The sequence below is a fragment of the Aestuariivita sp. genome (assembly GCF_049276915.1).
GTDB lineage: Bacteria > Pseudomonadota > Alphaproteobacteria > Rhodobacterales > Rhodobacteraceae > Aestuariivita.
In genome coordinates this window covers 1-23,899 of record NZ_JBASXK010000048.1, presented here as the reverse complement: position 1 = coordinate 23,899, position 23,899 = coordinate 1, and the positions used below count along the sequence as shown (strand labels likewise).

Here is a 23,899-nt window from a genome sequence, read left to right as displayed (position 1 = left end):
AACAGAATAGGAGGGCACCATGACGGTGCCCTCTTCTCATTCCCGCCCCACCATTCGGCTGAAACCCAAAGCCAATTCCCGTGCGATCCGCCGCGGGTTTCCCTGGGTCTATGCCAACGAACTTGTCACAGATCGGCGCACCCGCGCGCTGTCCCCCGGAACATTGGTGGTGCTGGAAGACGACGAGCGCACGGCCATGGGGCTGTTCGCGGTCAACCCGCTTTCCAAGATCATGGGCCGGTTCATCGACAGCGATCCGGCAGCAGTGGTTGATCGCGACTGGTTCGCCAGGCGTCTGACGCGGGCACTGGAGTTGCGCACCCAGCTGTATGACACGCCCTATTATCGTCTGGTTCACGCCGAAGCCGACGGGCTGCCGGGTGTGGTGATCGACCGTTTTGGCGATGTTTTCGTGATTCAACCCAATGCGGCCTGGATCGAGCTGTGTCTTGATGATCTGGCGGCGGCCCTTGTGGATCTGACGGGTGCGAAGGTCGTGCTGAAGAATGCGGGCGGGCGCACGCGGTCTCTGGAAGGGTTGGATGATCTCAGCGTGGCCCTTGTGGGCGCGGCCCCCGAGGCCGCCGTACCGGTTCAGATGAACGGGGCGACCTACATGGCCGACCTGACCGGTGGTCAGAAAACCGGGTTGTTCTTCGATCAGCGACCCAATCATGCTTTCGCGGCCCAGCTTGCCCGAAAGGGCGCACGGGTCCTGGATGTGTTTTCCCATGTGGGCGGGTTTTCCCTGGCGGCATTGGCCCATGGGGCAAGCCATGCGCTGGCAGTCGATGGATCGGCACCCGCGCTGGAACTGGCACGTGCCGGTGCGGCAGCAACCGGCGCTGGCGCGCGCTTCGAAACCCGGCAGGGTGACGCCTTTGAGGTCTTGAGCGCGCTTGGCGAAGAGGGTGCGTCTTTTGAGGTGGTTATCTGTGATCCACCCGCCTTTGCGCCGTCAAAGCCGTCGCTTGAGGCGGGGCTGCGTGCCTATGAGCGCATCGCACGGCTTGGCACAGCTCTGGTGGGTGAGGGCGGATATCTGGTGCTGTGTTCGTGCTCGCATGCAGCTGATATGGAGCGGTTCCGCGGGGCATGCCTGCGTGGCATCGGGCGCGCCGGACGGCAGGCGCAACTGATCCACACTGGCACTGCGGGGCCGGATCATCCCTTGCTCCCGCAACTGGCGGAAAGCGGCTATCTCAAGGCGCTGTTCTTCCGGCTATGAAACTGGTCCTGGACGCCTGCGTTCTCTATCCCACGGTGATGCGCGAGGTTCTTCTTGGCGCGGCGAGCGCGGGGTTTTACACGCCGGTCTGGTCAGCGCGTATTCTGGAAGAATGGGCCCGCGCCGCGGCCCGTCTCGACCCCGCCCAGGAGGTACAGGCGAGAGGAGAAATCGCGCTGATCCGGGCCGCGTTTGCCAAGGCGGAAGAGCCTGTGGCGACCGGGTTGGAGACGCGGCTCTGGTTGCCCGACAAGAACGACATTCATGTTCTGGCCACCGCCGTAGCGTCCAGCGCAGACGGGATCGTCACGCTGAATTCCAAGGATTTCCCCCGGGGTGTCTTGGCGGAAGAGGGCCTGAGCCGCCATGATCCGGACAGCTTGATGATGGACTTCCTGCATCAGGACAAAGCCGCCATCGAGCGGGTTTGCACCCGCGTCCTGCAGCAGGCACAGCTGTTGTCCGGACAGACATGGGACATGCGGGCCTTGTTGAAGAAAGCGCGCTTGCCGCGCCTGGCCAAAGCCCTGGGGTGACCGCGCTCGCGCCGCTCAGGTCAGTTCCGAGCGCCAACGCGCATCCAGAGCCTCGAGTGCGCGGATGCGTTCCTCGGTCTTGGGGTGGCTCATCAGCCAGGCGGGAACCACTCCGGCGCGTTGTTCCGTCAGGGCTTCAAGCTTGTGAAAGAGCGAGATCTGCGGCTGAATTCCCAGACCGGCCTTTGTCAGCAGGGCGGCCGCATAGGCATCTGCCTCATATTCATCCCCGCGTGACAGACGTGCGGCCAGCATGGTTGTGAGCATATTCGCAATCCACATGCCAATGCCGGGAATGAAACGGCTGAGCACCATGCCGAGGGCTGTGCGCAATGCGTTCTGACCGGAAAAGTCGATCATCCGGCGTCGCGCATGACCCAAAGCCACATGGCCCAGCTCATGGGCGATTACGCTTGTCATTTCTTCGGCCGTCATGTCCCCGCTCTGGAATTTGCGATAGAAACCGCGGGTGATGAAAATACGCCCATCGGGAGCGGCCAGGCCGTTTACCGGATCGATTTCATAGATGTGCACGCGCACCTTGGGCAGATCGAGGGCCTTGGCCAGCCGATCGGTCATTGCCTTGAGCTTGGGATCGACCAGTTCGGTTGAACGGGTGTTCAGTTCACGCCCTGTGCGCCAGACGGAAAATCTGTACATGACAAAGGCATAGACGACTGCCAGCAGGATGGGTGTTACCTTGATCATGGAGCTTTATATGGGTCGTGTTGTGGGGTTGGGCAAGCGGTGTGCGGGGTATTTTTGACCAGAAAGAGACCGCAATTCAGTTGTCCCAGGCGACTGGAAGTTGGGTGAGGCCACGAAAGGCCCAGCCCTGAAAGATCGCCTCTCCGTCAAGGCGCAGATTGGGCAGGCTGCGCAGTGCCGCGGGAACCGCGTGATCGGCGACGAGGCAGCGTGAGGCCGCGGCACCTGCACAGAAATGCGGCCCGGCACCGAAGGGGATGGCGGGCCCCGTGTCGCGGGTCAGATCATAGCGGTCGGGAGTGTTGAAATAGGCCTCGTCGCGGCAGGCAGAGGAAAAGAGAAAGAAGATCGTTTCGTCCTGTTCAAACGCGATACCGCAGGCGTGGCCGGGTTTGGCCACGCGGCGGGGCACCATGCCGATCGGGGTCACAAGACGGACGTATTCGTTGAAGGCATCGGTGTGGGTTGCCCTGCCTGTTTCAACGAGCAGGCGTTGATCGGGGTGGGTCAGAAGAGCCCAGAGCGTGCCCGCGATGGCGTCTCGCGGTTCGTTCTGACCGCCGCCGATGATGACTTTGATGTTTCCTGTAATCTGCTCCCGGCTGAGCCCGGCCTGATCGAGCACCGAGATGACGGACAAGTTGGGTCTGGCGCGCAGATCGGGTAGCCGCGCATCTATATGCGCATCCACAGCCGCGGATGCAGCATGGGCCCGTGCGGCAATATCGGGATTGCCGGAGTAATTGGCGCAGCCATTGATCATGTCCTGACTGGCCGCGTCCATCTGGGTGGCCGTCATGTTGGTCAGACCCGTCATGATGCGCAACGCATCGGCAGAGACGGGCAGCGCATAGTCCTTGACGAGATCGGCTTTGCCCTTTGCCTTCAGGCGGTCGAGGTGATGGGCGACAATCCCGGAGAACTGATCTGACAGGTGATCGCGCACCGTGCGCGGGCTGAGCGCAGGAAAAAGCGCGCGCCGTTCAGCCATATGCGCCTCGGCATCCTTGCGCATGAGGTTTGCACCCATGATCTTTTCCACAAGACCCTTGGGTTGGTGGCTGGAAAACAGATCGATCCGCTTTTCTTCGCGAAACACGTCATCGCGCCGGGTGAACAGCGTCGCGCCCAGTTGCGGAACATAGGTGACGGGTGCCGTGGCACGCATCCTTGCGAGCGTCGGGTAGGGATCTGCGATGAAACCGGGCAGGTCGATTTCGGTGACTGGCGCGCTCGACATTCAGGCGTTCCATTCCACGGCAACGGACAGGGGGCCGCGAAAGGCCCAACCGGAGAGGGCCACATCGCCTGCAAGGCGCAGCCCCGCCAGGTGCTCAAAGGCCAAAGGCAGCGCGATTTCGGTGATCAGGCAGCGCGATGCGGCGGCACCCGCGCAAAAGTGCGGGCCCGCCCCGAAGGCAATGGCCGCTGAGGTGTCCCGGCTCACGTCAAAGCTGTCGGGATCGGCAAAATGCGCTTCATCCCGGTTGGCCGAGCCGAACATCAGGAATACGCGATCCTCCTGTTCAAATCTGACGCCGTGGATATCATCGGCTTGCGCCACACGGCGCGGTGACATGCCGATCGGGCTTTGCCAGCGGGCGTATTCGGCGAAGGCGCTGTCCCATCCCAAGTCACCTTTCTGTATTTTTTTCAGCTGGTTGGGATGCGCAAGTAAAGCCCAGATCGTTCCGGCGATCGCATCGCGCGGCTCGTTCTGGCCGCCGGAGATCACCAGCTTGATATTCGCCCGGGTGCTGTCATCGGACAGGCCCGCATCGCTTTGGACCTTGAGCGCGGAAAACGGAGCGGCGCGATCTTTCATCCGGTTGATATGCGCGTCAATCAGGGCCGTGGCGGCATGGCAGCGGGCCTCGACTTCGGGGATTCCGGCGTAATTGGCGCAGCCGTCGATCATGCCCTGGCTGACGCTGTCCATCTCGGCGGCGGTCATTTCGGTCAGCCCGGTCATGAGTTTCAGCGCTTCGGCAGAGACCGGCATTGCGTAATCGGTGACCAGATCGCAGGCCCCCTTGGGTTTGAGAGCCCGGATGATGTCAAGCGCTTTGGCCTGAAAGAGCGGTTTCCAATGGCTGTTGACGGTGCGCGGCGATACGGTTGGAAACAGCGCTTTGCGTTCTGCCATATGCGCGGCACCGTCCTTGCGCATCATGTTCTGGCCCATCAGCACAGTCATCAGCCCGCCGGGTTGGTCCGAGGAGAAAACATGGGTGCGTTTCTCTTCGCGGTGGATGTCGTCGCGGCGGGTGATCAGGGTCGCCCCGAGTTCCGGAACATATGTGATCGGCGTCTGTGCACGCATTCTGGCGAGCGTCGGATAGGGATCCGCGTTGAACGCTGTGGGGTCGATATGGGTGATCGGTGCGTTGGACATGGACTGAGCTTAGGCGTGGGATTTGCAACTGGAAAGCCCCTGTATCCTGCGGCGCGCTGCAAGCCCGCGCTGGCCTGCGTGTTTTCACGGACATCACAGCGCCCCGAACACGGCAATGCCCCCGACAAGGATCAGGCTCAGCGCCCAGACCACGTCCAGGTTGAACCAGGTTCTGGACAGGAACTTGAGACCCAGCCAGAAATACATTCCCGCCGCCAATGCGCCACCTGCCAGCGTCATGGCCAGAGTATGGGCGATCGCGACGAGTATGGCGATGCTGTAATCGTTGCGCATCAATTCACCAGCCGCGATATGGCCGGCATCGCTATCCGCCAGAGCACAGATACCCAGGTAGATCGGCACCAGCATCAAGCCGGCTCCATGGGCCATTGCGGCCAGAAATGACCAGAGCGTCAGGCGGGTGGGGCTGATGCGGGCCAGAAAGCGCGGGTGGCGACGGTTGAACAGCAGATAGACGCCAAGAATGATCACAAGGATGCCCGCAGCGATGCGGATCTGACGTTCCCAATCCACCAGCGTGATCATCATCGAAAACGGCAACAGAATGGCCGTCATGGCCAGCAAATGACCCAGCGAAAGGGCCACCAGAGCGCGCAGCAGAGCCGATGTCTTCTGCTCGAAAAGGGCCGCCGAGACAGCCAGCGGCCAGCCCATTCCAGGGTTGACCCCGTGGTATATGCCCGAAAGGATGACAGCCCCCCAGAGGGCTATCATCGATGTTGGTTCATCCAAGGATCACACGTTGGGATAGCAGAAGCTGTCGGTGGAACAGTCCCCGCCTTCAAGCCGGATCTGGTGACTGCGATAGCCTTCGGGGAATTCGACCCAGAAGTTTTCCGCCAGTTCCAGCCCGCCATCTGCCCCAGCATTGGCCATGACCATCGCGGCACCGCGCTCTCCGGGATAGAATTGATCATCCCATGTGGAATAGAGCGAGTTGGTCCAATAGACCCGTTTGCCATCCCGGCTGATCTCGACCATTTGCGGACCATAGCCAAAGTCTTTGCCATTGGGATGCTTGGTCTTTTTGACGATGCCGCCGATTTCGACCTTGCCGGCGAGCGTTGGGTTCATCGGATCGGAGACATCGTATTGATGCATCTCGCCGGTGCCCCAACAGGCGACATAGAGGAACTTGTCATCAAGGCTCAGGTCGATATCGGTGACCAAGGGGGGCACAGCGCCAAAGCCTTTCAGCAAATCCGGCAGATCGTCCGGATCGGCGGGTTGCGGATCAATCGTGATGGTCTTCTTGGCCTCGAAAGTGCCGTCGGCCTTGCGCCACCAGGTAAAGATCGCGCCTTGCAGGTTGGTGGTGTCGACCACCACGCCGCAAAAGCCGTATTCCTTGGCCGGATCATGCGCGGGCCGGATTTCCAGGGCCATCTGGTGGTTTGCGCCCAGATCGATCGATTGAATGTTCTTGCGTCCGCGCAGATCCCAGAAATGGATTGTGTGGCCGTATTTGTTGCTGAGCAGATCTTCGGCGACGATGCCGTTTTCGAATTGCGGCGGTAGCCCCCATTCCGAACTGACCATGTAATCGCGCGGCAGGTTCCACCAGAAATCATAGTGTTTGTCCTGAATGCCTCGGTCCATCTCATAGCGACCCAGAATCTCGAAGGTCTCGCAATCCATGATGAAGATGCCCGGAGGGCCATCGGTGCCATCCTCGCCACCGCCACCCAGGGTCGAGACATAGATGCCCTCGGGGCCGCAATGGATCGTATGAGGGCGCGAATATCCCGTTTTTTCGAACAGTTCCTCGGGTTCGATGATCTTGTGAATTTTGGCTTTGAGCGGTTCCTTGACGTCGATGACATAGATCCGCGACGACCGGATGCCCGGAATGATCAAATAGCGGCGCTCCAGAAATGCGTGGCCCGTCAGCGGACTGAGAGCCGAGGAACAGGCGTTCCAGCCGAAATGGTGAAATTCGTCGCCTTTGTTGGGCATCATCAGGGAATGGACGATCTGGCCGTAAGTATCGGATTTCGGGTCACAATCGACAACGGCCAACCCATCTGGCTGTGAGCCATCAGGGCTGAGCATCAGCGTGAAGGCCAATGTTTCGACCGGCGCGGCCATGGCCAGTTGCGCGGTAGGGTGAAATGTCGGGTCTGGTCTCAAATTCATGGTGATCTCCTCCCAGAGAGTGCGCGGCCCTTCTTGGGCGGTGGGTTATCCCACTCTGGAGAGCCGCATTTCGACCGGGCGCTCTGATGGATTCAGCGCAGATAGGTGCCCGGCATTAAATGTCAGACAATTGAAGGGGAGATGCCGAGTCGATGCAAGGATTTTCTGGAATCGCACGTTTCGCCGATGATGATCCTAACGCGTCAGCTCTCGCATGCCTTTTTCCAGCCCGGACAGGGTCATCGGCACCATGCGATCTTCGAAAATCTCGCGGATCATGCCGACCGAATGGGTGTAGCCCCAGTATTTCTCGGGCACAGGATTGATCCAGAGGTTCGAACTCCACTGTTCGCGGGCGCGCTGCAACCAGACCTGACCCGCCTCCTGATTCCAGTGCTCACTGGCACCGCCGGGATAGGCGATTTCATAGGGAGACATCGAGGCGTCGCCCACGAAAATACATTTGTAGTCAGCGCCATAGGTGCGCAACACCTCATGGGTCGGGATCTGCGCATCCCAACGGCGGCGGTTGTCACGCCACACGCCTTCGTAAAGGCAGTTGTGGAAGTAATAGTATTCCAGATGTTTGAACTCACTGCGCGCTGCCGAGAACAGCTCTTCGACCACCTTGATATGGGGGTCCATCGACCCGCCGACGTCCAGAAACAGCAGCACCTTGACCGCATTGTGGCGCTCGGGGCGTGTTTTGACATCCAGATAGCCATGTTCGGCCGTGGCGCGAATGGTGCCGTCGAGGTCCAGTTCTTCGTTCGCGCCCTCGCGCGCCCAGCGGCGCAGGCGTTTGAGCGCGACCTTGATGTTTCGCGTGCCCAACTCGACCGTGTCGTCGAGGTTCTTGAATTCGCGCTTGTCCCAGACTTTGGTCGCGCGCTGGTGGCGGCTTTCCTTCTGACCGATCCGCACGCCTTCGGGGTTATAGCCATAGGCCCCAAAGGGCGAAGTGCCAGCGGTGCCGATCCACTTGTTGCCACCCTGGTGACGCCCCTGTTGCTCCTTGAGCCGCTCTTTCAGGGTTTCCATCAGCTTTTCGAAACCACCCAAAGCTTCGATCTCGGCCTTTTCCTCGGCCGTCAGGTGCTTTTCGGCCATCTTTTCCAGCCAGTCGGCGGGAATGTCCACAGCTTCCATGACCTGCTCAAAGCTGATGTTTTCCAACCCCTTGAAGGCTGTGGCAAAGGCGCGGTCGAACTTGTCGATGTTGCGCTCATCTTTCACCATCGCCGTGCGGGCGAGGTAATAGAAGGCTTCAACGTCGTAAGTGGCCAGCCCCTTTTTCATCCCCTCAAGGAATGTCAGATACTCACGAAGCGAGACCGGCACGCCACCTGTGCGCAAGGCCTCGAAGAAGGGCAGGAACATATCAGACCAACGAGCGATGAACGACAAGTGTGATCATAAGGCCCAAAAGTCCAAAGGCAATCGCTGTGGCTGCTGCGTATTGCAACATATCCAACCGCGTTCCGCCGCGCCGCTTGGCGTTCCACGTTCCAAGAATGGCACCCAGAACGACGCCCGCCACTACGATCATTGACTGTTCCCCTTAGCCTTGCGGGGCGGGGTTGAGACTGGAGATTTCATTCATCTTTGCCCGCACCGCCCAATCCGAGCCGAAGCCGTACCGTGCCCATCCCAGACTGTCCAGTCTGACGGCGCGCGCCGCTTCGTATTGGCCCGTCAGCGTATAGGCCTCGGCCTGAAGGAGCATCAGCGTGGCCAGCAAAGCGGCATTTTCCCCGTTGCGTGCCGCCGACAGGGCCGGGGTGATCTGGCGCAGGGCTTCCGCGCCATTTCCACGGGTGATTTCATAGGCGGCCGTTTGCGCGGCAAGATAGGATTGGTGCAGCTCCGTGCCGGGGGTACGCAAGAAGTAGCGACGCGCAGTGGCATAATGGCTTTGCGCCATCTCGGGGTCATAGGACTGCATCATGCGCCCGGCGATGTAATGGCTGAAGCCACGGCGGTTGTCGGTCCAGTTCATGTCACCGGCAATCTTCAGCGCATCATTTACCGACGCGCGCCGTTCCGCCGAAGATGCTCCGGGGCCAAGCGCGTTTTGCACTGCATCAATCCAGCTGCGCGGGGTCAGCGCTTGCGGATATTCTTGCTGGCCATTGCCGGCAGGGTTCAGCCGGGACAGCAGCCCAGGCAGGCGTGCGGCCACTTCACCGCGATCCATACCCGAGCGCAGTTCGGGCGAATAGGTCGCGCGCAGCACCAGCATGTCAAAGCCGGTCAGAACCGTGTGGACATTGTCATCGTTGAAGACCGACTCGCGCAAGTGATACAGGTCGTTCAGCGGACCAAGGGCCTGGGCCAGTTCTTCATGCAGGCAATCGCGTACCTCCTGCGGGCTTGCGTCATAGGGCAGGAAAATTGCCATTTGCTTGCGCTCGTTCAGGCGCGCCCAGTTGGTCTTTTCCGAACGGCGGCTGCGGCGGAAATCGCGCAGGCTGGTTACATTGGGCACGACAAAGCAGGCAGCCTGGGGCAGGGCGCGGCGAATATCCGAACGGCTGACCGCCTCGATCACGATATTGGGCGTGCCGCGACCCTCGGTCACCTGGCGAATGTCGATCTGTGCCTCGTTACGCAGGCGATTGAGCAATCGGGTCAGGTCGGGACCAAGGCTTGCAGGCGGTGTGCCCGCGACACCGACGGTGATCGGCCCTTCAAACCGGGTGAAGGTCGGCAGGGCGCGCCCGCTTTCCAACTGGAAATGCAGCGACAGGAAATCTTCGGCGATATTGGCATTGGACATGCGCGGCGTCACCGGGGCCGGGCTTTGGAACACCTTCATGGGTGGCAGAGCCGAATCCGCGATCATTGCCCGAGTTACCGGTGCATTTGAAGAGGGCGCGGCAGAACAGGCACCAAGAGCGAGAGCGGCGAACAGAGCAAAATGTTTCATGACGGTCTTCAGTTTCCGGGATTTAGGCAGCAATTGGACAGCAGAAGCTTGTAGTGTGGTTCAGAAACGTTTCGAATGAGGCATAAATGTGGCACTGCCCCATTGATGCCCGGAAACAATCCGTTTCCGCCATCTTGTCGACATGCATTGCCACATGCCCCAATCGACTCTGGGCTGTCCGCCCTATGAAGGGCCGGGGCGAGGGCAAAGCCCCCGGCCCGTTCTTTGCGTCAGCGCCCGGACCGCGCCATGAAGGCAAGCCGCTCGAACAGATGCACGTCCTGTTCGTTCTTCAACAGCGCGCCGTGCAGTTTGGGCAGGGCATTCGCCCCGTCGCGCTTGAGATCTTCTGCCGTCAGATCTTCAGCCAGTAGAAGCTTCAGCCAATCCAGCACTTCGGATGTCGACGGCTTTTTCTTGAGCCCGGCTGTCTCGCGCAGCTCATAGAACTGGGTAAGCGCCGTGGTCAGAAGGCTTTCCTTGATCTTTGGGTGATGCACTTCGACGATACGGCGCATCGTGGCTTCATCCGGGAAGCGGATGTAGTGAAAGAAACAGCGCCGCAAGAACGCGTCGGGCAGTTCCTTTTCGTTGTTGGATGTGATGATCACGATGGGCCGGGTGGCCGCGCGGATTGTTTCGCCGGTTTCATAGACAAAGAACTCCATCCGGTCGAGTTCCTGCAGAAGGTCGTTTGGAAATTCGATATCGGCCTTGTCGATCTCGTCAATCAGCAGAACGACTTTTTCGCCCGCTTCGAAGGCCTCCCAGAGTTTGCCTTTCTTGATGTAGTTGCTCACGTCATGCACGCGCTCTTCGCCCAACTGGCTGTCGCGCAGGCGTGATACCGCATCGTACTCGTACAGGCCTTGTTGCGCGCGCGTGGTCGATTTGATGTTCCATTCGATCATGCGCAGACCCAGCGCCGCCGAGACCTGACGTGCCAGTTCAGTTTTGCCTGTTCCCGGCTCTCCCTTGACAAGAAGCGGGCGTTCCAACGTGACCGCCGCATTGACCGCGATGGTCAGGTCCTGGGTGGCCACATAGTCCTTGGTGCCTTCAAATTTCATCTGCTTCCAGCCTTATTCTGTGCATGTTGCCCAACACTTAGTGCCTTGGGCCTTTTAGGCCAAGACAGCTTGGATTGTGTAGTGACAATCGCGATTCCATCAGTTACACGCTGCGTCATTAAGGGGGCGTCGATGACCAGCTGGATTTTTTGAGATGGATGGTGTTGACCAAACCAAGGGAGTGCAAATGAAGCAGGAAGCATTTCTTCCGGATGACTATAGGCCGGCCGAAGACGAACCATTCATGAACGAGCGACAGCTCGAATACTTCCGTCGGAAATTGCTGCAGTGGAAAGCCGAGCTTATGGCCGGCAGCAAGGACACAATCGAAGGCCTTCAGGACGGGACACGGAATATTCCCGATGTCGCCGACCGTGCCAGCGAAGAAACCGATCGTGCACTTGAACTGCGCACCCGCGACCGCCAGCGCAAGCTTGTCTCCAAGATCGACGGAGCGTTGCGCCGGATCGAAGAGGGTGAATATGGCTATTGCTCAGTTACCGGCGAGCCGATCTCTCTCAAGCGTCTGGATGCGCGTCCCATCGCCACCATGAGCCTTGAGGCCCAGGAAAGACACGAGCGGCGCGAGAAAGTGCATCGCGACGACTGAGTGTGTCACGGGGTGGAAAAATTCAAAGGCGTCAGGCTGTTGTCTGGCGCCTTTTGCATTCTGAAGGGTGGCAAGGATGGATCTGAAGGGCATGCGCGTTGCCGTGATCGGTGGCGGGATCGGTGGGATGGCAGCGGCCACCGCTCTGGCACTGCGCGGGGGGGATGTTCATGTATTCGAGCAGGCACCGGCCCTTGAAGAGGTCGGGGCAGGCCTGCAGATAAGCGCGAATGGCCAAGCGGTTCTGGCTGCTCTGGGCGTTGAATTGACCGGGGTGTCAGGCTCAGCGGGGACTGAGATCCAGGATGGGCGCACGGGCCGAAAGGTGGCGTTCGTGCCGGCACCTTCTGCGGGGCCGACCTGGTATGTGCACCGCGCCGATTTGCTGGGCGCACTTTTGGTGTGCGCCGAAAAGGCGGGCGTTTCAACGGTTCTGGATCGGCTGGTCACGCCCGGCACCATTCAGGCTGACCTGATCGTGGCGGCCGATGGAGGGCAAAGCATCTGGCGCAGCACGGTGGATGGTCCCTGCAGCCCTCGCTTTACCGGACAGGTCGCCTGGCGCGCGCTGGTACCGGCAGAGGCGGGGCAAGAAGCTGCTGCCCCCTCAACCCTGTCCATGGGATCGCGCGCACATGTGGTGACCTATCCGCTGCGGGCGGCGCAACTGATGAATCTGGTCGCCGTGGAAGAACGCAGCAGCTGGAGCGAAGAGGGTTGGCGTCAGCAGGGCGATGTAGATGAGTTTCGCGCGCGATTTTCGGATTTCAAAGGGCCAGCGGGAGAGATCATCGCACGGGTGGAAACCGTCCATCTCTGGGCGCTGCATCTGCGCCCGGTGGCGCGCCATTGGTGGCGAGACAATATCGCGCTGCTTGGAGATGCGGCGCATCCGACTTTGCCCTTCATGGCGCAGGGGGCCTGCATGGCGCTGGAAGACGCATGGGTTTTGGCCGACGCCCTCAGCCGGTCAGACGATTTGGCCGCGTCTCTGGCGCTCTATCAACGCATGCGACAGAAAAGGGCCGAGCAGGTCGTCGCACTGGCGCGCGGAAATGCCATGCGGTTTCATCTGCCGCGCCCCTGGTCCTGGGGTGCGCAGGCGGTCCTGAGCGTAGGGGCCGGAGCATTGGCGCGACGTCTGGACTGGGTCTATGACTATGACGCGACGCAGGTGCTTTAGAAGCACCTTCTTCGGAAATTGCGCAGGTTTCGGTTTCAGATATCGAGGTTGACCCACACAGGGACATGATCTGACGGCTTTTCGAACCCGCGGATTTCGGCGTCGATGCCGCAATCTGTCATCAGATCGGCAGCCTGAGGCGTCAGCAGGAAATGATCGATACGGATGCCGTCATTGCGATTCCACGCGCCGCCCTGATAGTCCCAGAAACTGTAATGCCCCGGCCCCTGGACACGGGCGCGAAATGCATCCGTGAACCCCAGATTGATCAATCGGCGGAAGGCTGCACGGGTTTCCGGACGCGCCAGCGCATCTTCCTGCCAGACTTCGGGGCGTTTGGCGTCTTCGTCCTGGGGGATGACGTTGTAATCCCCGGCCATCAGGGCAGGTTGCTCGTCCGCCAGCAACGCTTTGGCGCGCGTCTGCAAACGCTCCATCCAGGCAAGCTTGTAGTCATATTTCGGTCCGGGTGCCGGATTGCCATTGGGCAGGTAAAGTCCGCAGATGCGCAGGGCGGTCTTGCCCACCACGGTGGCTTCTATCCAACGGGCCTGTTCGTCACTGTCATCGCCCGGAAGGCCACGGACCACGTCCTCGAGGGGAAGCCTGGAAAGGATCGCGACACCGTTGAAGCTTTTCTGGCCATTGGTTTCCACATGATAGCCCCGGTCTTCAAAGAGTTCCCGGGGAAATGCCTCATCGACAGATTTGATCTCCTGCAGTATTGCCACGTCGGGCCGGGCCACGTCCAGCCAGGCGGGCAGGGCGTCGATGCGTGCCTTGATGCCATTTATGTTGAACGTTGCGATTTTCATGCCTAGCCCCCGCGCTGCAGCGTTTATGTGTTGATCTATCGCCCATCCGATCCGCAGCCACAAGATCGCGCCGAAAAAGGCGTGAATTCCAGGAACGATTCGTCGCGCTGCGAGGCTGATTCGCGCGCGAAATTCTCCAAATTGGTGCAAAAGTCAGTCAATTTCCGCATGTGGATAAGTTTTTTTTGCCACGTGGGCATCGTTGAGAATGCGCACGGATGCATCGGTTTGGGCACATGCCTTGATGTGGATAAGTTGTGGATAGCACAACCTAAAGCAGAAAAGTATTTTGGAATTTAACGTTCAGGATGCACGCTGAAGTTGTTCAACTACCCTTAGCCAAGGAGCCAAAACATGACTGCACAACGCAAATACCTGACGACATCTGAACCCCAGACCTTTGTCCGCGAAAGCCTCTTTGACGGTGATCATACCGCGCTGTTTTCTACCAGCATGGGCCCGCAAAGCACCTCGGACGCGATTCTGGGCGAGGGTACGGCCCTGTTTTCAACCTCAATGGTCGCTCTGGGCCAAACCGATGCGATTGTCGGTGAAGGCACCGCCCTGTTTTCCACCTCGATGTCGCCGGCTGCACATGGCGATGTTGTAAGCGGCGAAGGCACCGGCCTGTTCTCGACATCGATGGCACCCGAGGCCTCGGCCCAGACAGTCGCCGGCGAGGGCACCGGCCTCTTCTCGACATCGATGGCCCCCGAGACCACGGCCGAGACAGTCGCCGGCGAAGGCACTGCCCTTTTCTCCACCTCGATGTCGCCTGAAACGCGCGCCAATGCGACATGCGGTGAAGGCACCGCGTTGTTCTCTACCTCGATGGCTCCTCAGCGCTGAGCCTTATGAAGCGGGCAAGATCAGCCCTGGTCTGATCATTTGAAAAGGATCCATCCCGATGTCGAATGTCATTCACCTGACCTTGCCCACTTCCCGTCAGCCGCTCGACCAGCGGCTGGCGGGGCTGATCCATTGTTTTGCGCAGGAACGGCGGTTTGGAGAGGATGTGTTCTGGCTCAAGGAGAACGCCGAACTCCTCAGCATTCTTGAATGCACGGGTCAGTCTGTTGATCTGAGTGCCCTTGCGCCTCTCGAAGGGTTTTATGCCCAGGTTCGGGATCGCATGGCGTTCTTTCCCCAATGCTACAGGTTCCTTCTGTCGATCGCGCTGGATCTCGAAGACCTCGGGATGGGCCGGGACACGGGTGCCGAACTGGTGGACTGGGCTGCAGAGTCCGGTCTGGCCGAAGTCGAATTCTCTGATCTGCAACGCGCAGAAGCGCGGCGTCTCATGCAGCGGCGCGGACGCGATCCCCTGGCGGGCGATGCCGGTTTGAACGACCGCTTGCGTCGGTTCATCAATCGGCCTGAAACCTTTGCGCTTCCAAACAAAAAGGCTGCCTATGAGCTGACCCACATCGTCTTTTACCTCAGCGAATACGGGCGTCGTGATCCCGGTCTTGATGCGCCCGCCCTCAAAAGCCTCAGCTTTGCAGGAACGTTGGCCTATCTGGATCAGAACGCGGATTTGCTGGCGGAAATCTGCATCGCGCTGCGCTATGCCGGGCAGGAGCCGCCTGTTCTGTGGGAGGAATGGATTGCCAGCGAGGCCAGGGGTTTTTCTGTGACCGAAGGCCCGCATGCGCAGGTGGCCGATCACTATCACGATTACTTCGTGTGCAACTGGCTTCTTGCGGTGCGCGGCGATCCCGTCTTTGCGAACACTCCGAATTTCTGCCGCGCCCAGTACACCAAGCCAGAGAGCTGGCCCGGGCCACTGCGCGCCATTTCCGAGCATCTCTACGGGATCGGGCCGATGCGCTCGGGTGATTGGCACCGCATGCGCGAGGCGCTGTTTGATGTGCTTGACGAGCGAGGTCAGGACATCCTGCAGGAGGGCGAGGCCAATTGCGTCGAGTTCGAAACCTTCTTTGACATTTTTGCCCGCGCCGAACAGGTACCCGTCGCTTCGCATCGCGCTGCGGCCGGATGAGGCCGCGTCTGCACAGCTTTAGATTGGCAGGTGCAGGTCTGGTCGCAATTTACACCGCGCTCATGTCGGGCGCGGATGGGATCACCAAATTCATTGCAGGCCAGTTTGCCGCCCCTCAGCTTTATGCAATCTCGGGGCTGATCGTGGTCATCTTGAGCATTCTGGCGGATCGCCACAAGACTCAGCAAAGGGGCCTGCGCACCGGTTGCCCCAAGGCCATGGCGCTCAGGTCGGCGGCCACAGTCATTGCAGTCGTCTCGTTTTTTCACGCCTTTCGCCTGTTGCCCTTTGCAGATGTCTTTCTGTTTGTTGGTCTGATCCCGATCTTTGCCGGCCTCATGTCTGGCCCGATACTGGGTGAGCGTGTCCGCCCTGCGGCCTGGGCGGCGCTTGTGGCGGCCTTTGTCGGTGTGATGTGCTTGTTCCCCCAAGGTCTGCATGGCCTTGAGGCCGGGCATATCTGGGCGCTTTTGGCGTCGGTCCTGGGCACGTTTTCCATGATCATGGCGCGCTATATCGGTCGGGTCGAGCAGAACGCGCTGGCGCAGGTGTTTTATCCCAACCTCGCCATCGCCATCACGATGGGCCTTGCACTGCCCTTTGTCTGGAAACCCATGGGGCTGAGCGATCTGGCCTTGATCTGCGCCTATGCGGTTTTGCTGTTCATGGGGCGTTGGGTGCTTGTTGTCGCGCTTGGCAGGCTTGAGGCTTATGTGGTCACACCGCTGATGAACCTGCAGTTTGCCTGGATGGTGATCATCGGTGCGGTGTTCTTTGGAGAGTTTCCCAGCGCCGGCACCTATCTTGGGGTTGCCATCGTCATGGGTTCAGGGCTGTTCCTGATCTGGGACCAACTGTCCCCGAACCTGCCGCCAAAACCTCGGCTGGGGCCACCCGGCAATCTGCGCAGCGATCCGTGATTACATCGAGAATGACGTACCGCACCCGCAGGAGCTGGTCGCGTTGGGGTTGTTTATGACAAACCGTGCGCCGATCAGTTCTTCAGAGAAATCAATCACAGCGTTTTCAAGAAACGGAAGCGAGACTGAATCTACCACGACCTTCTGTCCGCTGCCTTCGAGCACCAGATCGTCATCCTTGGGATTATCCAGAGCGATCTCATACTGAAAGCCTGAACATCCGCCGCCTTCGACTGCGACACGCAGCGCTTGCCCCTGATCGGCGGCACCGATCTCGGCCAGACGCTCGAACGCGCGGGGAGTGACTGTGGGGGGCAGGTACATAATGTGTCATCCGGTTTTCATACACGCACAACTACAATATAGAAGCTGACGGGACCAACCTCAAGGACAGGACGGCAAATGCGTGCGCCCTATGCCTCGGATCCCGCCCGCGCCAGGGGACGGCGCGTCGCGGAAGAGGAGAGCAGCTTTCGGTCGTGCTTTCAGCGTGACCGGGACAGGATCATACATTCCAGCGCCTTTCGGCGGCTGAAGCACAAGACTCAGGTCTTTATCGAGCATGAGGGCGATTACTATCGCACGCGTCTGACCCATTCGATCGAAGTGGCGCAGGTGGCACGCACGATTTCGGGCACGCTGGGTCTGAACGGCGAATTGACCGAGGCGGTCGCGCTGGCTCATGATCTGGGTCACACTCCCTTTGGCCACACCGGCGAGGATGCGCTGCATGAGCTGATGGGCCCATATGGCGGCTTTGATCACAACGCGCAGGCGATCCGCATCGTGACCCGGCTGGAGCGGCACTATGCGGATTTTGATGGCTTGAACCTGACCTGGGAAAGCCTTGAAGGCATTGCAAAACACAATGGTCCGGTGACCGAGGATCCGCTTCCTTGGGCCTTGGCCGAGTATAACGCGCAGCATGATCTTGAGCTTGAGACCTATGCCAGTGCCGAAGCACAGGTGGCCGCCCTTGCCGATGATATTGCCTATAATCACCACGATCTGCATGACGGGTTGCGCGCCGAGCTTTTCTCGACCGATGAACTGGCGCAGTTGCCAATTCTGGATGTCTGTTTCGCAGAGGTGGATGCACGCTATCCCGGCTTGAATTATTATCGTCGTCGCCACGAGGCGCTGCGGCGGTTTTTCGGGGTTCTGGTCGAGGATGTGATCCATGATGCCCGCGCGCGCCTGTCCGAGATTGATCCTCGGAGTGTTGAGGATGTGCGTGGGGCAGGTGTGCCGATGATCCGTTTTTCCCAACCGTTGTTCGACGATCTCAAGACAATTCGCGCATTCCTGTTCGAGCGCATGTATCGCGCTCCGGCCGTTGTTGAGATGCGTGCTGAGGTAACGCAGGTTGTCCGGGAACTTTTCCCGTATTTCTTGTCGAACCCGCAGCATTTGCCCAAGCAATGGCGCAAGGATGTGGACGCCGCGACGGACGAGACAGCGCTGGCGCGGATCGTGTCTGACTACATTGCGGGAATGACTGACCGATTTGCATTGCTGGAGCATGAGCGGCTGGTCGGCACGTCTGCCCGTTGACGCGGGCTTCACGCCTGCTAAACCCGGTCTCAATCATATCAGGACGTCAGAAATGAACCTTTTTGCAGATATTCGCGCGCATGTGATCGACGCGTTGAGCGCCATGACCGCCGAAGGTGTGCTGCCGGATGGTCTCAGCTTTGAGAATGTCACGGTCGAGCCGCCCCGCGACGCGGCACATGGTGACATGGCGACCAATGCTGCGATGGTGCTGGCCAAACCAGCCGGGGTCAAACCACGCGATATCGCCGAGGCTCTGGCCGCGAAACTGGTGACGGAGTCCCGCATCGACAGCGCCGAAGTGGCCGGGCCGGGGTTCCTGAACCTGAGGTTGGCTGCAGATGCCTGGCAGGGTGTCGTTTCGGCGGTTCTGAACGAGGGGACGGCCTATGGACGCTCGGACATGGGGGCTGGACGGAAGGTGAATGTCGAATATGTCAGCGCCAACCCGACCGGACCGCTGCATGTCGGCCACACACGCGGCGCTGTTTTCGGAGATGCTTTGGCCAGCCTTCTGGCCTATGCGGGCCATGATGTGACGCGCGAATACTATATCAACGACGGCGGCGCGCAGGTCGATGTTCTGGCCCGGTCGGTCTATCTGAGATATCTCGAAGCATTGGGTCAGGAGGTGGCATTCGAGGATGGCACCTATCCCGGTGACTATCTTGTCCCGGTTGGCGAGGCCTTGGCGCGCGACAAGGGCGATGCATGGGTTGGCCAGCCCGAAGAGGTCTGGCTGGTCGAACTGCGCGATCTTGCCACCGACGCGATGATGGATCTGATCCGCGCGGATCTGGCCGCCTTGGGCGTCAAGATGGACAAGTTCTTCAGTGAAAAGTCACTTTATGGCACAGGACGCATCGAGGCCGCACTGGCGGATCTCGAAGGCAAGGGCCTGATCTATCAGGGCGTCCTTGAACCGCCCAAGGGCAAGACGCCCGAAGATTGGGAGCCGCGTGAGCAGACCCTTTTCAAATCGACCGAGCATGGGGATGATGTAGATCGCCCCGTCAAGAAATCCGATGGAAGCTGGACCTATTTTGCGCCCGATATCGCGTACCATTTTGACAAGATTTCCAGAGGGTTCGATGCGCTTATTGATGTATTCGGGGCGGATCACGGCGGCTATGTCAAACGCATGAAGGCCGCTGTTTCGGCGCTGTCGGATGGGCAGGTGTCTCTGGACGTCAAGCTGACCCAGCTTGTGCGTCTCTTCAAGAATGGCGAGCCGTTCAAGATGTCCAAACGCGCGGGCAACTTCGTCACTCTGCGTGACGTTGTCGATCAGGTCGGCCCGGATGTGACGCGCTTTGTGATGCTCACGCGAAAGAATGACGCTCCGCTGGATTTCGACTTTGACAAGGTGTTGGAGCAAAGCCGCGAGAACCCAGTGTTTTACGTCCAATACGCCCATGCCCGCGTCATGAGCGTGCTGCGCAAAGCGGCAGATGCCGGAATTGCGGCAGATGATGCGGTTTTGCAGGCCGCTGATCTGAGCGGGTTGAGCCATGAGGCCGAGCTGAATGTTGCACGCAAACTGGCCGAATGGCCCCGCCTGGTCGAGATTGCCGCGCGCACCAATGAGCCGCATCGCGTGGCGTTTTATCTCTATGAGCTTGCGGGCGAGTTTCACGGTCTTTGGAACCGGGGCAATGATTTGCCCGAACTGCGCTTCCTTCAGGAAGGCGATACCGCCACGAGCCAATCAAAAATTGCCCTCGCGCGGGCCGTTTCCGTTGTGATTTCCGCAGGTCTTGGTATTCTCGGGGTCAAGCCGGCGCAAGAGATGCGTTAAACGCACATCGTCGGTCCGAGGCAGAATCGAAACCTGAGCCGCACGTGGCTGTCACGATGTGCGGATTCGGCAGTGAGGCAGACATGTCGGATGTTGAGAACACCCATGGCGTAAGCCAGCAGGGCGCGCGCGCTTCGGGCGGCGGCCTTGGCAAGCTTGCGAATGTTGCAGGGGCCGTCACGTCTCTGGCGCTTTTGGTCGGTGTGGGCGTCTGGGGTTACAAGCTGATGGTGCGGGATGTGTCCGGGATTCCTGTGGTGCGCGCGCTGGACGGTCCGATGCGGGTGCAACCGGAAAATCCGGGCGGGCGACTGGCGGACCATCAGGGTCTGGCCGTGAATGCCGTGGCTGCGGATGGCTCTGCAGCGGCTCCGGCCGATACGTTGTTGCTGGCCCCACGTCCGGTTGATCTTGCGGATGAAGATGCGCCGCAATCCCAGATTGTTCGTGCGCCAGTCCGCCCCGCTGAGCAGGTTGCCCAAGCAGAACCCGAGGCCGATGACACGCGGCCTGTCAGCAACGCGCCCTTGACGCAGGCCGAAGAAATCGACGCGCTGGTGGCGCAGATTACCCAGGATGCCGCGTCAGAGCCGCCGACCGTCGCGGCCCCGATCATAGCCCCTGAACCGCTTGTCATCGAAACAAGCGCTGCCGCCTCTGCGCCGGTACCCGCGATCGAGCAGGCGGTGGCGCGGGATCTGCCCGGCGTTGCGCGCTCCCTGCGTCCGCAACTCAGGCCCGCCTCCGTCACCAGCCGTGACTCTGCCAGCCTCATATCGCCTCAGGACGGTGAGGTCGAAGAAACCCAATTGGACATTGACGCTGCAAGCCTGCCCGCCGGAACACGGGTTGTCCAACTGGGGGCTTATGAAACCGCGCAGGTGGCCCGCGCCGAATGGGATCGGATGGCCGCGCAGTTCGGTGATTACCTGCAGGGCAAGCAGCGCATCGTACAGGAAGCGTCAAGTGGCGGGCGAACGTTCTTTCGCCTGCGCGCCTATGGGTTTGACGATCTGAGCGACGCGCGGCGCTTTTGCTCGGCGCTTGTGGCCGAGGGAGCCGATTGCATCCCCGTGGTCACACGATGAACACGAGACGCGCGCGATGAGCCGCTTTGGGGCAACCATTCTGGATGCCGACGGATTTCGTCTCTCTGCTGAGGAACGTGCATTTTTTCGCGATGCGAACCCCTATGGGTTCATCCTGTTCGCGCGCAACATAGACAATGCGGATCAGGTTCGCGCGCTGTGCGGTGATTTTCGCGAGGCCGTGGGGCGTGACGCTCTGATCACAATTGATCAGGAAGGCGGACGGGTGCAGCGGTTGCGCGCACCGCTTGCCCGTGAGTGGCGGGCACCGCTCGATCACATTCTCTCGGCGGGTGAGGGGGCAGAAAGGGCAATCTATCTGCGCTATCGCCTGATAGCGGATGAACTGCATCGCCTTGGCATTGACAGCAACTGCGCTCCAATGGCGGACCTTGCCTTTGATGACACTCATCCCTTTCTGCGCAACCGATGCTTTGGTGAGACGCCCGGCGCGGTGGCCCGATTGGCGCGTGCCGCGGCCCAAGCGCATCTGGATGGCGGCGTTCTTCCGGTCCTCAAGCATATTCCCGGGCATGGGCGCGCGACCGCGGACAGCCATTACGACCTGCCACGAGTGGATGCGCGCCTCAGCGATCTTGAGGCGCTGGATTTCGCGCCGTTCAAGGCATTGAATGATCTGCCCTTGGGCATGACCGCGCATGTTGTTTACAGCGATCTCGATGAGGCTCCGGCGACGCTGTCGCGTATCGTGATGGATCATATCCGGGGCGTGATTGGCTTTGACGGGCTGATCATGACGGATGATATCTCGATGAAGGCGCTGTCGGGCGGGCTGGCTGGTCTGAGCCGTTCTGCATTGGCTGCCGGGTGTGATGTGATCCTGCACTGCAACGGCTTGCTGGAGGAACGCGCAGAGGTGGCCGAGGCGGCGGGTGAGATGACCCAGACCGCTCAGCGTCGTGCCGAGGCGGCATTGGACGCGCGCACCAAACCTGTTGATATTGACATTTCTGCCTGCGAAGCTGAGCTTGCCACGCTTATGGGCGAACAGGTTTATGGCTGAAAACATCTTTCAGGAAGACGAGGTGTCCGTTGCCGAACGCATGGCCGCGGAGCAGCTTGTTGTTGATGTCGACGGTTTTGAAGGTCCGCTTGACGTGCTGCTTACGCTTTCGCGCACGCAAAAGGTTGAGTTGCGCAAGATATCGGTGCTGGCACTGGCGCGCCAATATCTGTCCTTTGTGGAAAAAGCCAAAGCGCTCAGAATCGAACTTGCTGCTGACTATCTGGTGATGGCGGCATGGCTGGCTTTTCTGAAGTCGCGGCTGTTGCTGCCCCCCGATCCGACCGAGGATGGCCCCTCGGGCGAAGAGCTTGCGGCGCATCTGGCGTTTCAGCTTGAACGCTTGCAAGCGATGCGCGATGTGGCCGCCCGGTTGATGGCGCGCGACAGGCTGGGGCGTGATTTCTTTGCACGCGGCTTGCCCGAAGATGTCACGCGGGTGAAACGGGTAACATATACCGCGACGCTGCTTGATCTCATGCAGGGCTATGCCCGTATCCGAACACGCGACGATTTCCGCCCCTTCGTCATGGATCGTGAGGCGATCTTTACCATGGAACAGGCGCTGGAGCGCATGCGCGGGTTGATCGGGTATTCTCCCAGCTGGACGGATCTGTCCAGCTATCTGCCCGAGGGCTGGGAGATCGACCCTGTGCGCCGACGCTCGGCAACCGCATCGACATTCGCGGCCACGCTTGAGCTGGTCAAAGAGGGGCGTCTTGAAATCCGCCAGACCGAAACATTCGCCCCCATCGAGTTGCGCAGCAAGGACAAGAACCGGTGACTGACGAGACAAAGAAAACCGTCGAGCAAAGCCTGTTCGAGGCACCTCCCATGGCTGAGCAGGAACGCATGGTCGAAGCGATTCTGTTTGCAACCACGGAGCCGGTAAGCGCACGGGAACTGGAAGCGCGTATGCCGCACGGTTGCGATGCTGCCGAGGCGCTTGTGCATCTGCGCAAACGATACGAGGGGCGTGGGGTGCGGGTGGTCAAGGTGGGCGATGCCTGGGCCATGCGGACTGCGCCTGATCTTGGGTTCCTGATGCAAAAGGAAACCGTCGAGACCCGCAAGCTGAGCCGCGCTGCGATCGAGACTCTGGCCATCATTTCCTATCATCAGCCGGTCACACGCGCCGAGATCGAGGAAATCCGCGGCGTATCGGTAAGCCGGGGCACCATCGATCAGCTGCTGGAGATGGAATGGATCCGGTTCGGGCGACGCAAGATGACGCCAGGCCGCCCCGTGACCTTTGTCGTGACCCAGAATTTCCTGGATCATTTTGGCCTGGAAAGCGCGCGCGATCTGCCAGGGCTGAAGGAATTGCGCGCGGCGGGGTTGCTGGAAAATCGTCTGCCACCGGGGTCAATGCCTGCTCTGGGCAGCGAAGATGATGATGACGAAGACATCGACGGTGATCAGCCCGAACTTTTCGAAGACTGATCGCAAGTTTTGCCCTGAAAAAACCTGTTTTTGATGCTATATGGAATGCACAGAGCAGGAAAAAGGTGAACAGCGATGAACGCGGACCGTATTGTAAACATGATCATCAACCGTATCACGCGGGTTGTGGTCAACAAAGGCGTCGACTTTGGGCTCAACAGCGCAAGCAACGTTGCCCAGAAAGTGCGTCGACCCAAAAAAGCGCAGGATGACGTCTAAATCGACGATCATGGAAATGTCGTCGGCCAAGAGCCGAAAAACGACAGGTAACGTCTTTCCGGTGCTCAAGGTGCCAGGAAACGCCGCGTAGGACTTAAAGCGTCCCGCCGAAAACCTGAATCGTAAGGATTCCCTTGAAGCCTGATCTGTGATTCATCCTGTTTGGGAGGATGGATCATGTCAGCACCTTTGCCGGAAGCGCTACGGGCGCGATTTCAGA

Annotated in this window: 24 protein-coding genes; 13 read left to right on the top strand and 11 right to left on the bottom strand. The window is 59.9% G+C overall.

Features of this window, described 5'->3' with window-relative positions:
* The first annotated feature begins 19 nt into the window (after positions 1 to 19).
* Both WAO69_RS04870 and WAO69_RS04865 read left to right on the top strand, forming a co-directional pair.
* Entirely contained in the window at positions 20 to 1,228 is a 1,209-nt protein-coding gene (locus WAO69_RS04870; protein ID WP_422176926.1) for an RSP_2647 family RNA methyltransferase, read from the top strand.
* Positions 1,225 to 1,764, top strand: a complete 540-nt coding sequence (locus WAO69_RS04865) for an RSP_2648 family PIN domain-containing protein (protein WP_422176925.1) — start codon at positions 1,225 to 1,227, stop codon at positions 1,762 to 1,764. The genes WAO69_RS04870 and WAO69_RS04865 overlap by 4 nt, the downstream gene beginning before the upstream one ends.
* Positions 1,765 to 1,779: 15 nt before the next feature.
* Here WAO69_RS04865 and WAO69_RS04860 read toward each other — a convergent pair whose 3' ends face one another.
* The 9 genes from WAO69_RS04860 to WAO69_RS04820 all read right to left on the bottom strand — a co-directional run bounded on the left by WAO69_RS04860 (position 1,780) and on the right by WAO69_RS04820 (position 11,023).
* Positions 1,780 to 2,472, bottom strand: coding sequence for a M48 family metalloprotease (locus WAO69_RS04860; protein ID WP_422176924.1), 693 nt, complete (start codon positions 2,470 to 2,472; stop codon positions 1,780 to 1,782).
* Positions 2,473 to 2,548: 76 nt separating this feature from the next.
* On the bottom strand, positions 2,549 to 3,712 hold the full coding sequence (locus WAO69_RS04855; RefSeq protein WP_422176923.1) for a cytochrome P450: 1,164 nt from the start codon (positions 3,710 to 3,712) through the stop codon (positions 2,549 to 2,551).
* Positions 3,713 to 4,867, bottom strand: coding sequence for a cytochrome P450 (locus WAO69_RS04850; RefSeq protein WP_422176922.1), 1,155 nt, complete (start codon positions 4,865 to 4,867; stop codon positions 3,713 to 3,715).
* 93 nt (positions 4,868 to 4,960) lie between these two features.
* Positions 4,961 to 5,602 carry a hypothetical protein gene (locus tag WAO69_RS04845; RefSeq protein ID WP_422176961.1) on the bottom strand — a complete coding sequence of 214 codons (642 nt, stop codon included), beginning with the start codon at positions 5,600 to 5,602 and terminating at the stop codon, positions 4,961 to 4,963.
* A 21-nt stretch (positions 5,603 to 5,623) separates the two neighbouring features.
* Positions 5,624 to 7,024, bottom strand: coding sequence for a selenium-binding protein SBP56-related protein (locus WAO69_RS04840; RefSeq protein WP_422176921.1), 1,401 nt, complete (start codon positions 7,022 to 7,024; stop codon positions 5,624 to 5,626).
* A 195-nt stretch (positions 7,025 to 7,219) separates the two neighbouring features.
* Positions 7,220 to 8,404, bottom strand: a complete 1,185-nt coding sequence (locus WAO69_RS04835; protein ID WP_422176920.1) for a vWA domain-containing protein — start codon at positions 8,402 to 8,404, stop codon at positions 7,220 to 7,222.
* A gap of 1 nt (position 8,405) precedes the next feature.
* Complete coding sequence (locus WAO69_RS04830; protein WP_422176919.1) at positions 8,406 to 8,573, bottom strand: hypothetical protein; 168 nt, start codon at positions 8,571 to 8,573, stop codon at positions 8,406 to 8,408.
* Positions 8,574 to 8,585: 12 nt separating this feature from the next.
* Entirely contained in the window at positions 8,586 to 9,953 is a 1,368-nt protein-coding gene (locus WAO69_RS04825; RefSeq protein WP_422176918.1) for a DUF2927 domain-containing protein, read from the bottom strand.
* Positions 9,954 to 10,183: 230 nt separating this feature from the next.
* Positions 10,184 to 11,023, bottom strand: coding sequence for an AAA family ATPase (locus WAO69_RS04820; RefSeq protein ID WP_422176917.1), 840 nt, complete (start codon positions 11,021 to 11,023; stop codon positions 10,184 to 10,186).
* 187 nt (positions 11,024 to 11,210) lie between these two features.
* On the opposite strand from WAO69_RS04820, the gene dksA reads away from it, so the two are divergent.
* Positions 11,211 to 11,633, top strand: a complete 423-nt coding sequence (gene dksA, locus WAO69_RS04815; RefSeq protein ID WP_422176916.1) for an RNA polymerase-binding protein DksA — start codon at positions 11,211 to 11,213, stop codon at positions 11,631 to 11,633.
* 76 nt (positions 11,634 to 11,709) lie between these two features.
* Positions 11,710 to 12,816, top strand: a complete 1,107-nt coding sequence (locus WAO69_RS04810) for an FAD-dependent monooxygenase (protein ID WP_422176915.1) — start codon at positions 11,710 to 11,712, stop codon at positions 12,814 to 12,816.
* 35 nt (positions 12,817 to 12,851) lie between these two features.
* Here WAO69_RS04810 and xth read toward each other — a convergent pair whose 3' ends face one another.
* Positions 12,852 to 13,631 (bottom strand): exodeoxyribonuclease III, encoded by a 780-nt coding sequence (xth, locus tag WAO69_RS04805; protein ID WP_422176914.1) that lies wholly within the window; start codon positions 13,629 to 13,631, stop codon positions 12,852 to 12,854.
* 354 nt (positions 13,632 to 13,985) lie between these two features.
* Between xth and WAO69_RS04800 the strand changes: the two genes are divergently transcribed.
* From WAO69_RS04800 to WAO69_RS04790, 3 genes are read left to right on the top strand one after another with little or no spacing between them, the layout of a single operon-like run.
* The gene (locus tag WAO69_RS04800; RefSeq protein ID WP_422176913.1) at positions 13,986 to 14,480 is read left to right on the top strand and encodes a hypothetical protein; all 495 of its coding nucleotides are present in this window, start codon (positions 13,986 to 13,988) and stop codon (positions 14,478 to 14,480) included.
* 58 nt (positions 14,481 to 14,538) lie between these two features.
* Positions 14,539 to 15,633: a DUF6902 family protein gene (locus WAO69_RS04795; protein ID WP_422176912.1), complete on the top strand. Its 1,095-nt coding sequence runs from the start codon at positions 14,539 to 14,541 to the stop codon at positions 15,631 to 15,633.
* A complete protein-coding gene (locus WAO69_RS04790) occupies positions 15,630 to 16,553 on the top strand; it encodes a DMT family transporter (RefSeq protein WP_422176911.1) in 924 nt (307 codons plus the stop codon). The genes WAO69_RS04795 and WAO69_RS04790 overlap by 4 nt, the downstream gene beginning before the upstream one ends.
* Here WAO69_RS04790 and WAO69_RS04785 read toward each other — a convergent pair whose 3' ends face one another.
* Complete coding sequence (locus tag WAO69_RS04785; protein WP_422176910.1) at positions 16,554 to 16,877, bottom strand: HesB/IscA family protein; 324 nt, start codon at positions 16,875 to 16,877, stop codon at positions 16,554 to 16,556.
* A gap of 78 nt (positions 16,878 to 16,955) precedes the next feature.
* Between WAO69_RS04785 and WAO69_RS04780 the strand changes: the two genes are divergently transcribed.
* From WAO69_RS04780 to scpB, 6 genes are all read left to right on the top strand, one after another.
* A complete protein-coding gene (locus tag WAO69_RS04780; RefSeq protein WP_422176909.1) occupies positions 16,956 to 18,107 on the top strand; it encodes a deoxyguanosinetriphosphate triphosphohydrolase in 1,152 nt (383 codons plus the stop codon).
* A gap of 52 nt (positions 18,108 to 18,159) precedes the next feature.
* Positions 18,160 to 19,905: an arginine--tRNA ligase gene (gene argS, locus WAO69_RS04775; protein ID WP_422176908.1), complete on the top strand. Its 1,746-nt coding sequence runs from the start codon at positions 18,160 to 18,162 to the stop codon at positions 19,903 to 19,905.
* Between the two features lie 83 nt (positions 19,906 to 19,988).
* Entirely contained in the window at positions 19,989 to 20,993 is a 1,005-nt protein-coding gene (locus WAO69_RS04770; protein WP_422176907.1) for an SPOR domain-containing protein, read from the top strand.
* Between the two features lie 16 nt (positions 20,994 to 21,009).
* On the top strand, positions 21,010 to 22,017 hold the full coding sequence (gene nagZ / locus WAO69_RS04765; RefSeq protein ID WP_422176906.1) for a beta-N-acetylhexosaminidase: 1,008 nt from the start codon (positions 21,010 to 21,012) through the stop codon (positions 22,015 to 22,017).
* Entirely contained in the window at positions 22,010 to 22,801 is a 792-nt protein-coding gene (locus WAO69_RS04760; protein WP_422176905.1) for a segregation and condensation protein A, read from the top strand. Before nagZ ends, WAO69_RS04760 begins: the two co-directional genes overlap by 8 nt.
* Positions 22,802 to 22,851: 50 nt before the next feature.
* Positions 22,852 to 23,460: an SMC-Scp complex subunit ScpB gene (scpB, locus tag WAO69_RS04755; protein WP_422176960.1), complete on the top strand. Its 609-nt coding sequence runs from the start codon at positions 22,852 to 22,854 to the stop codon at positions 23,458 to 23,460.
* Positions 23,461 to 23,899: the final 439 nt, after the last annotated feature.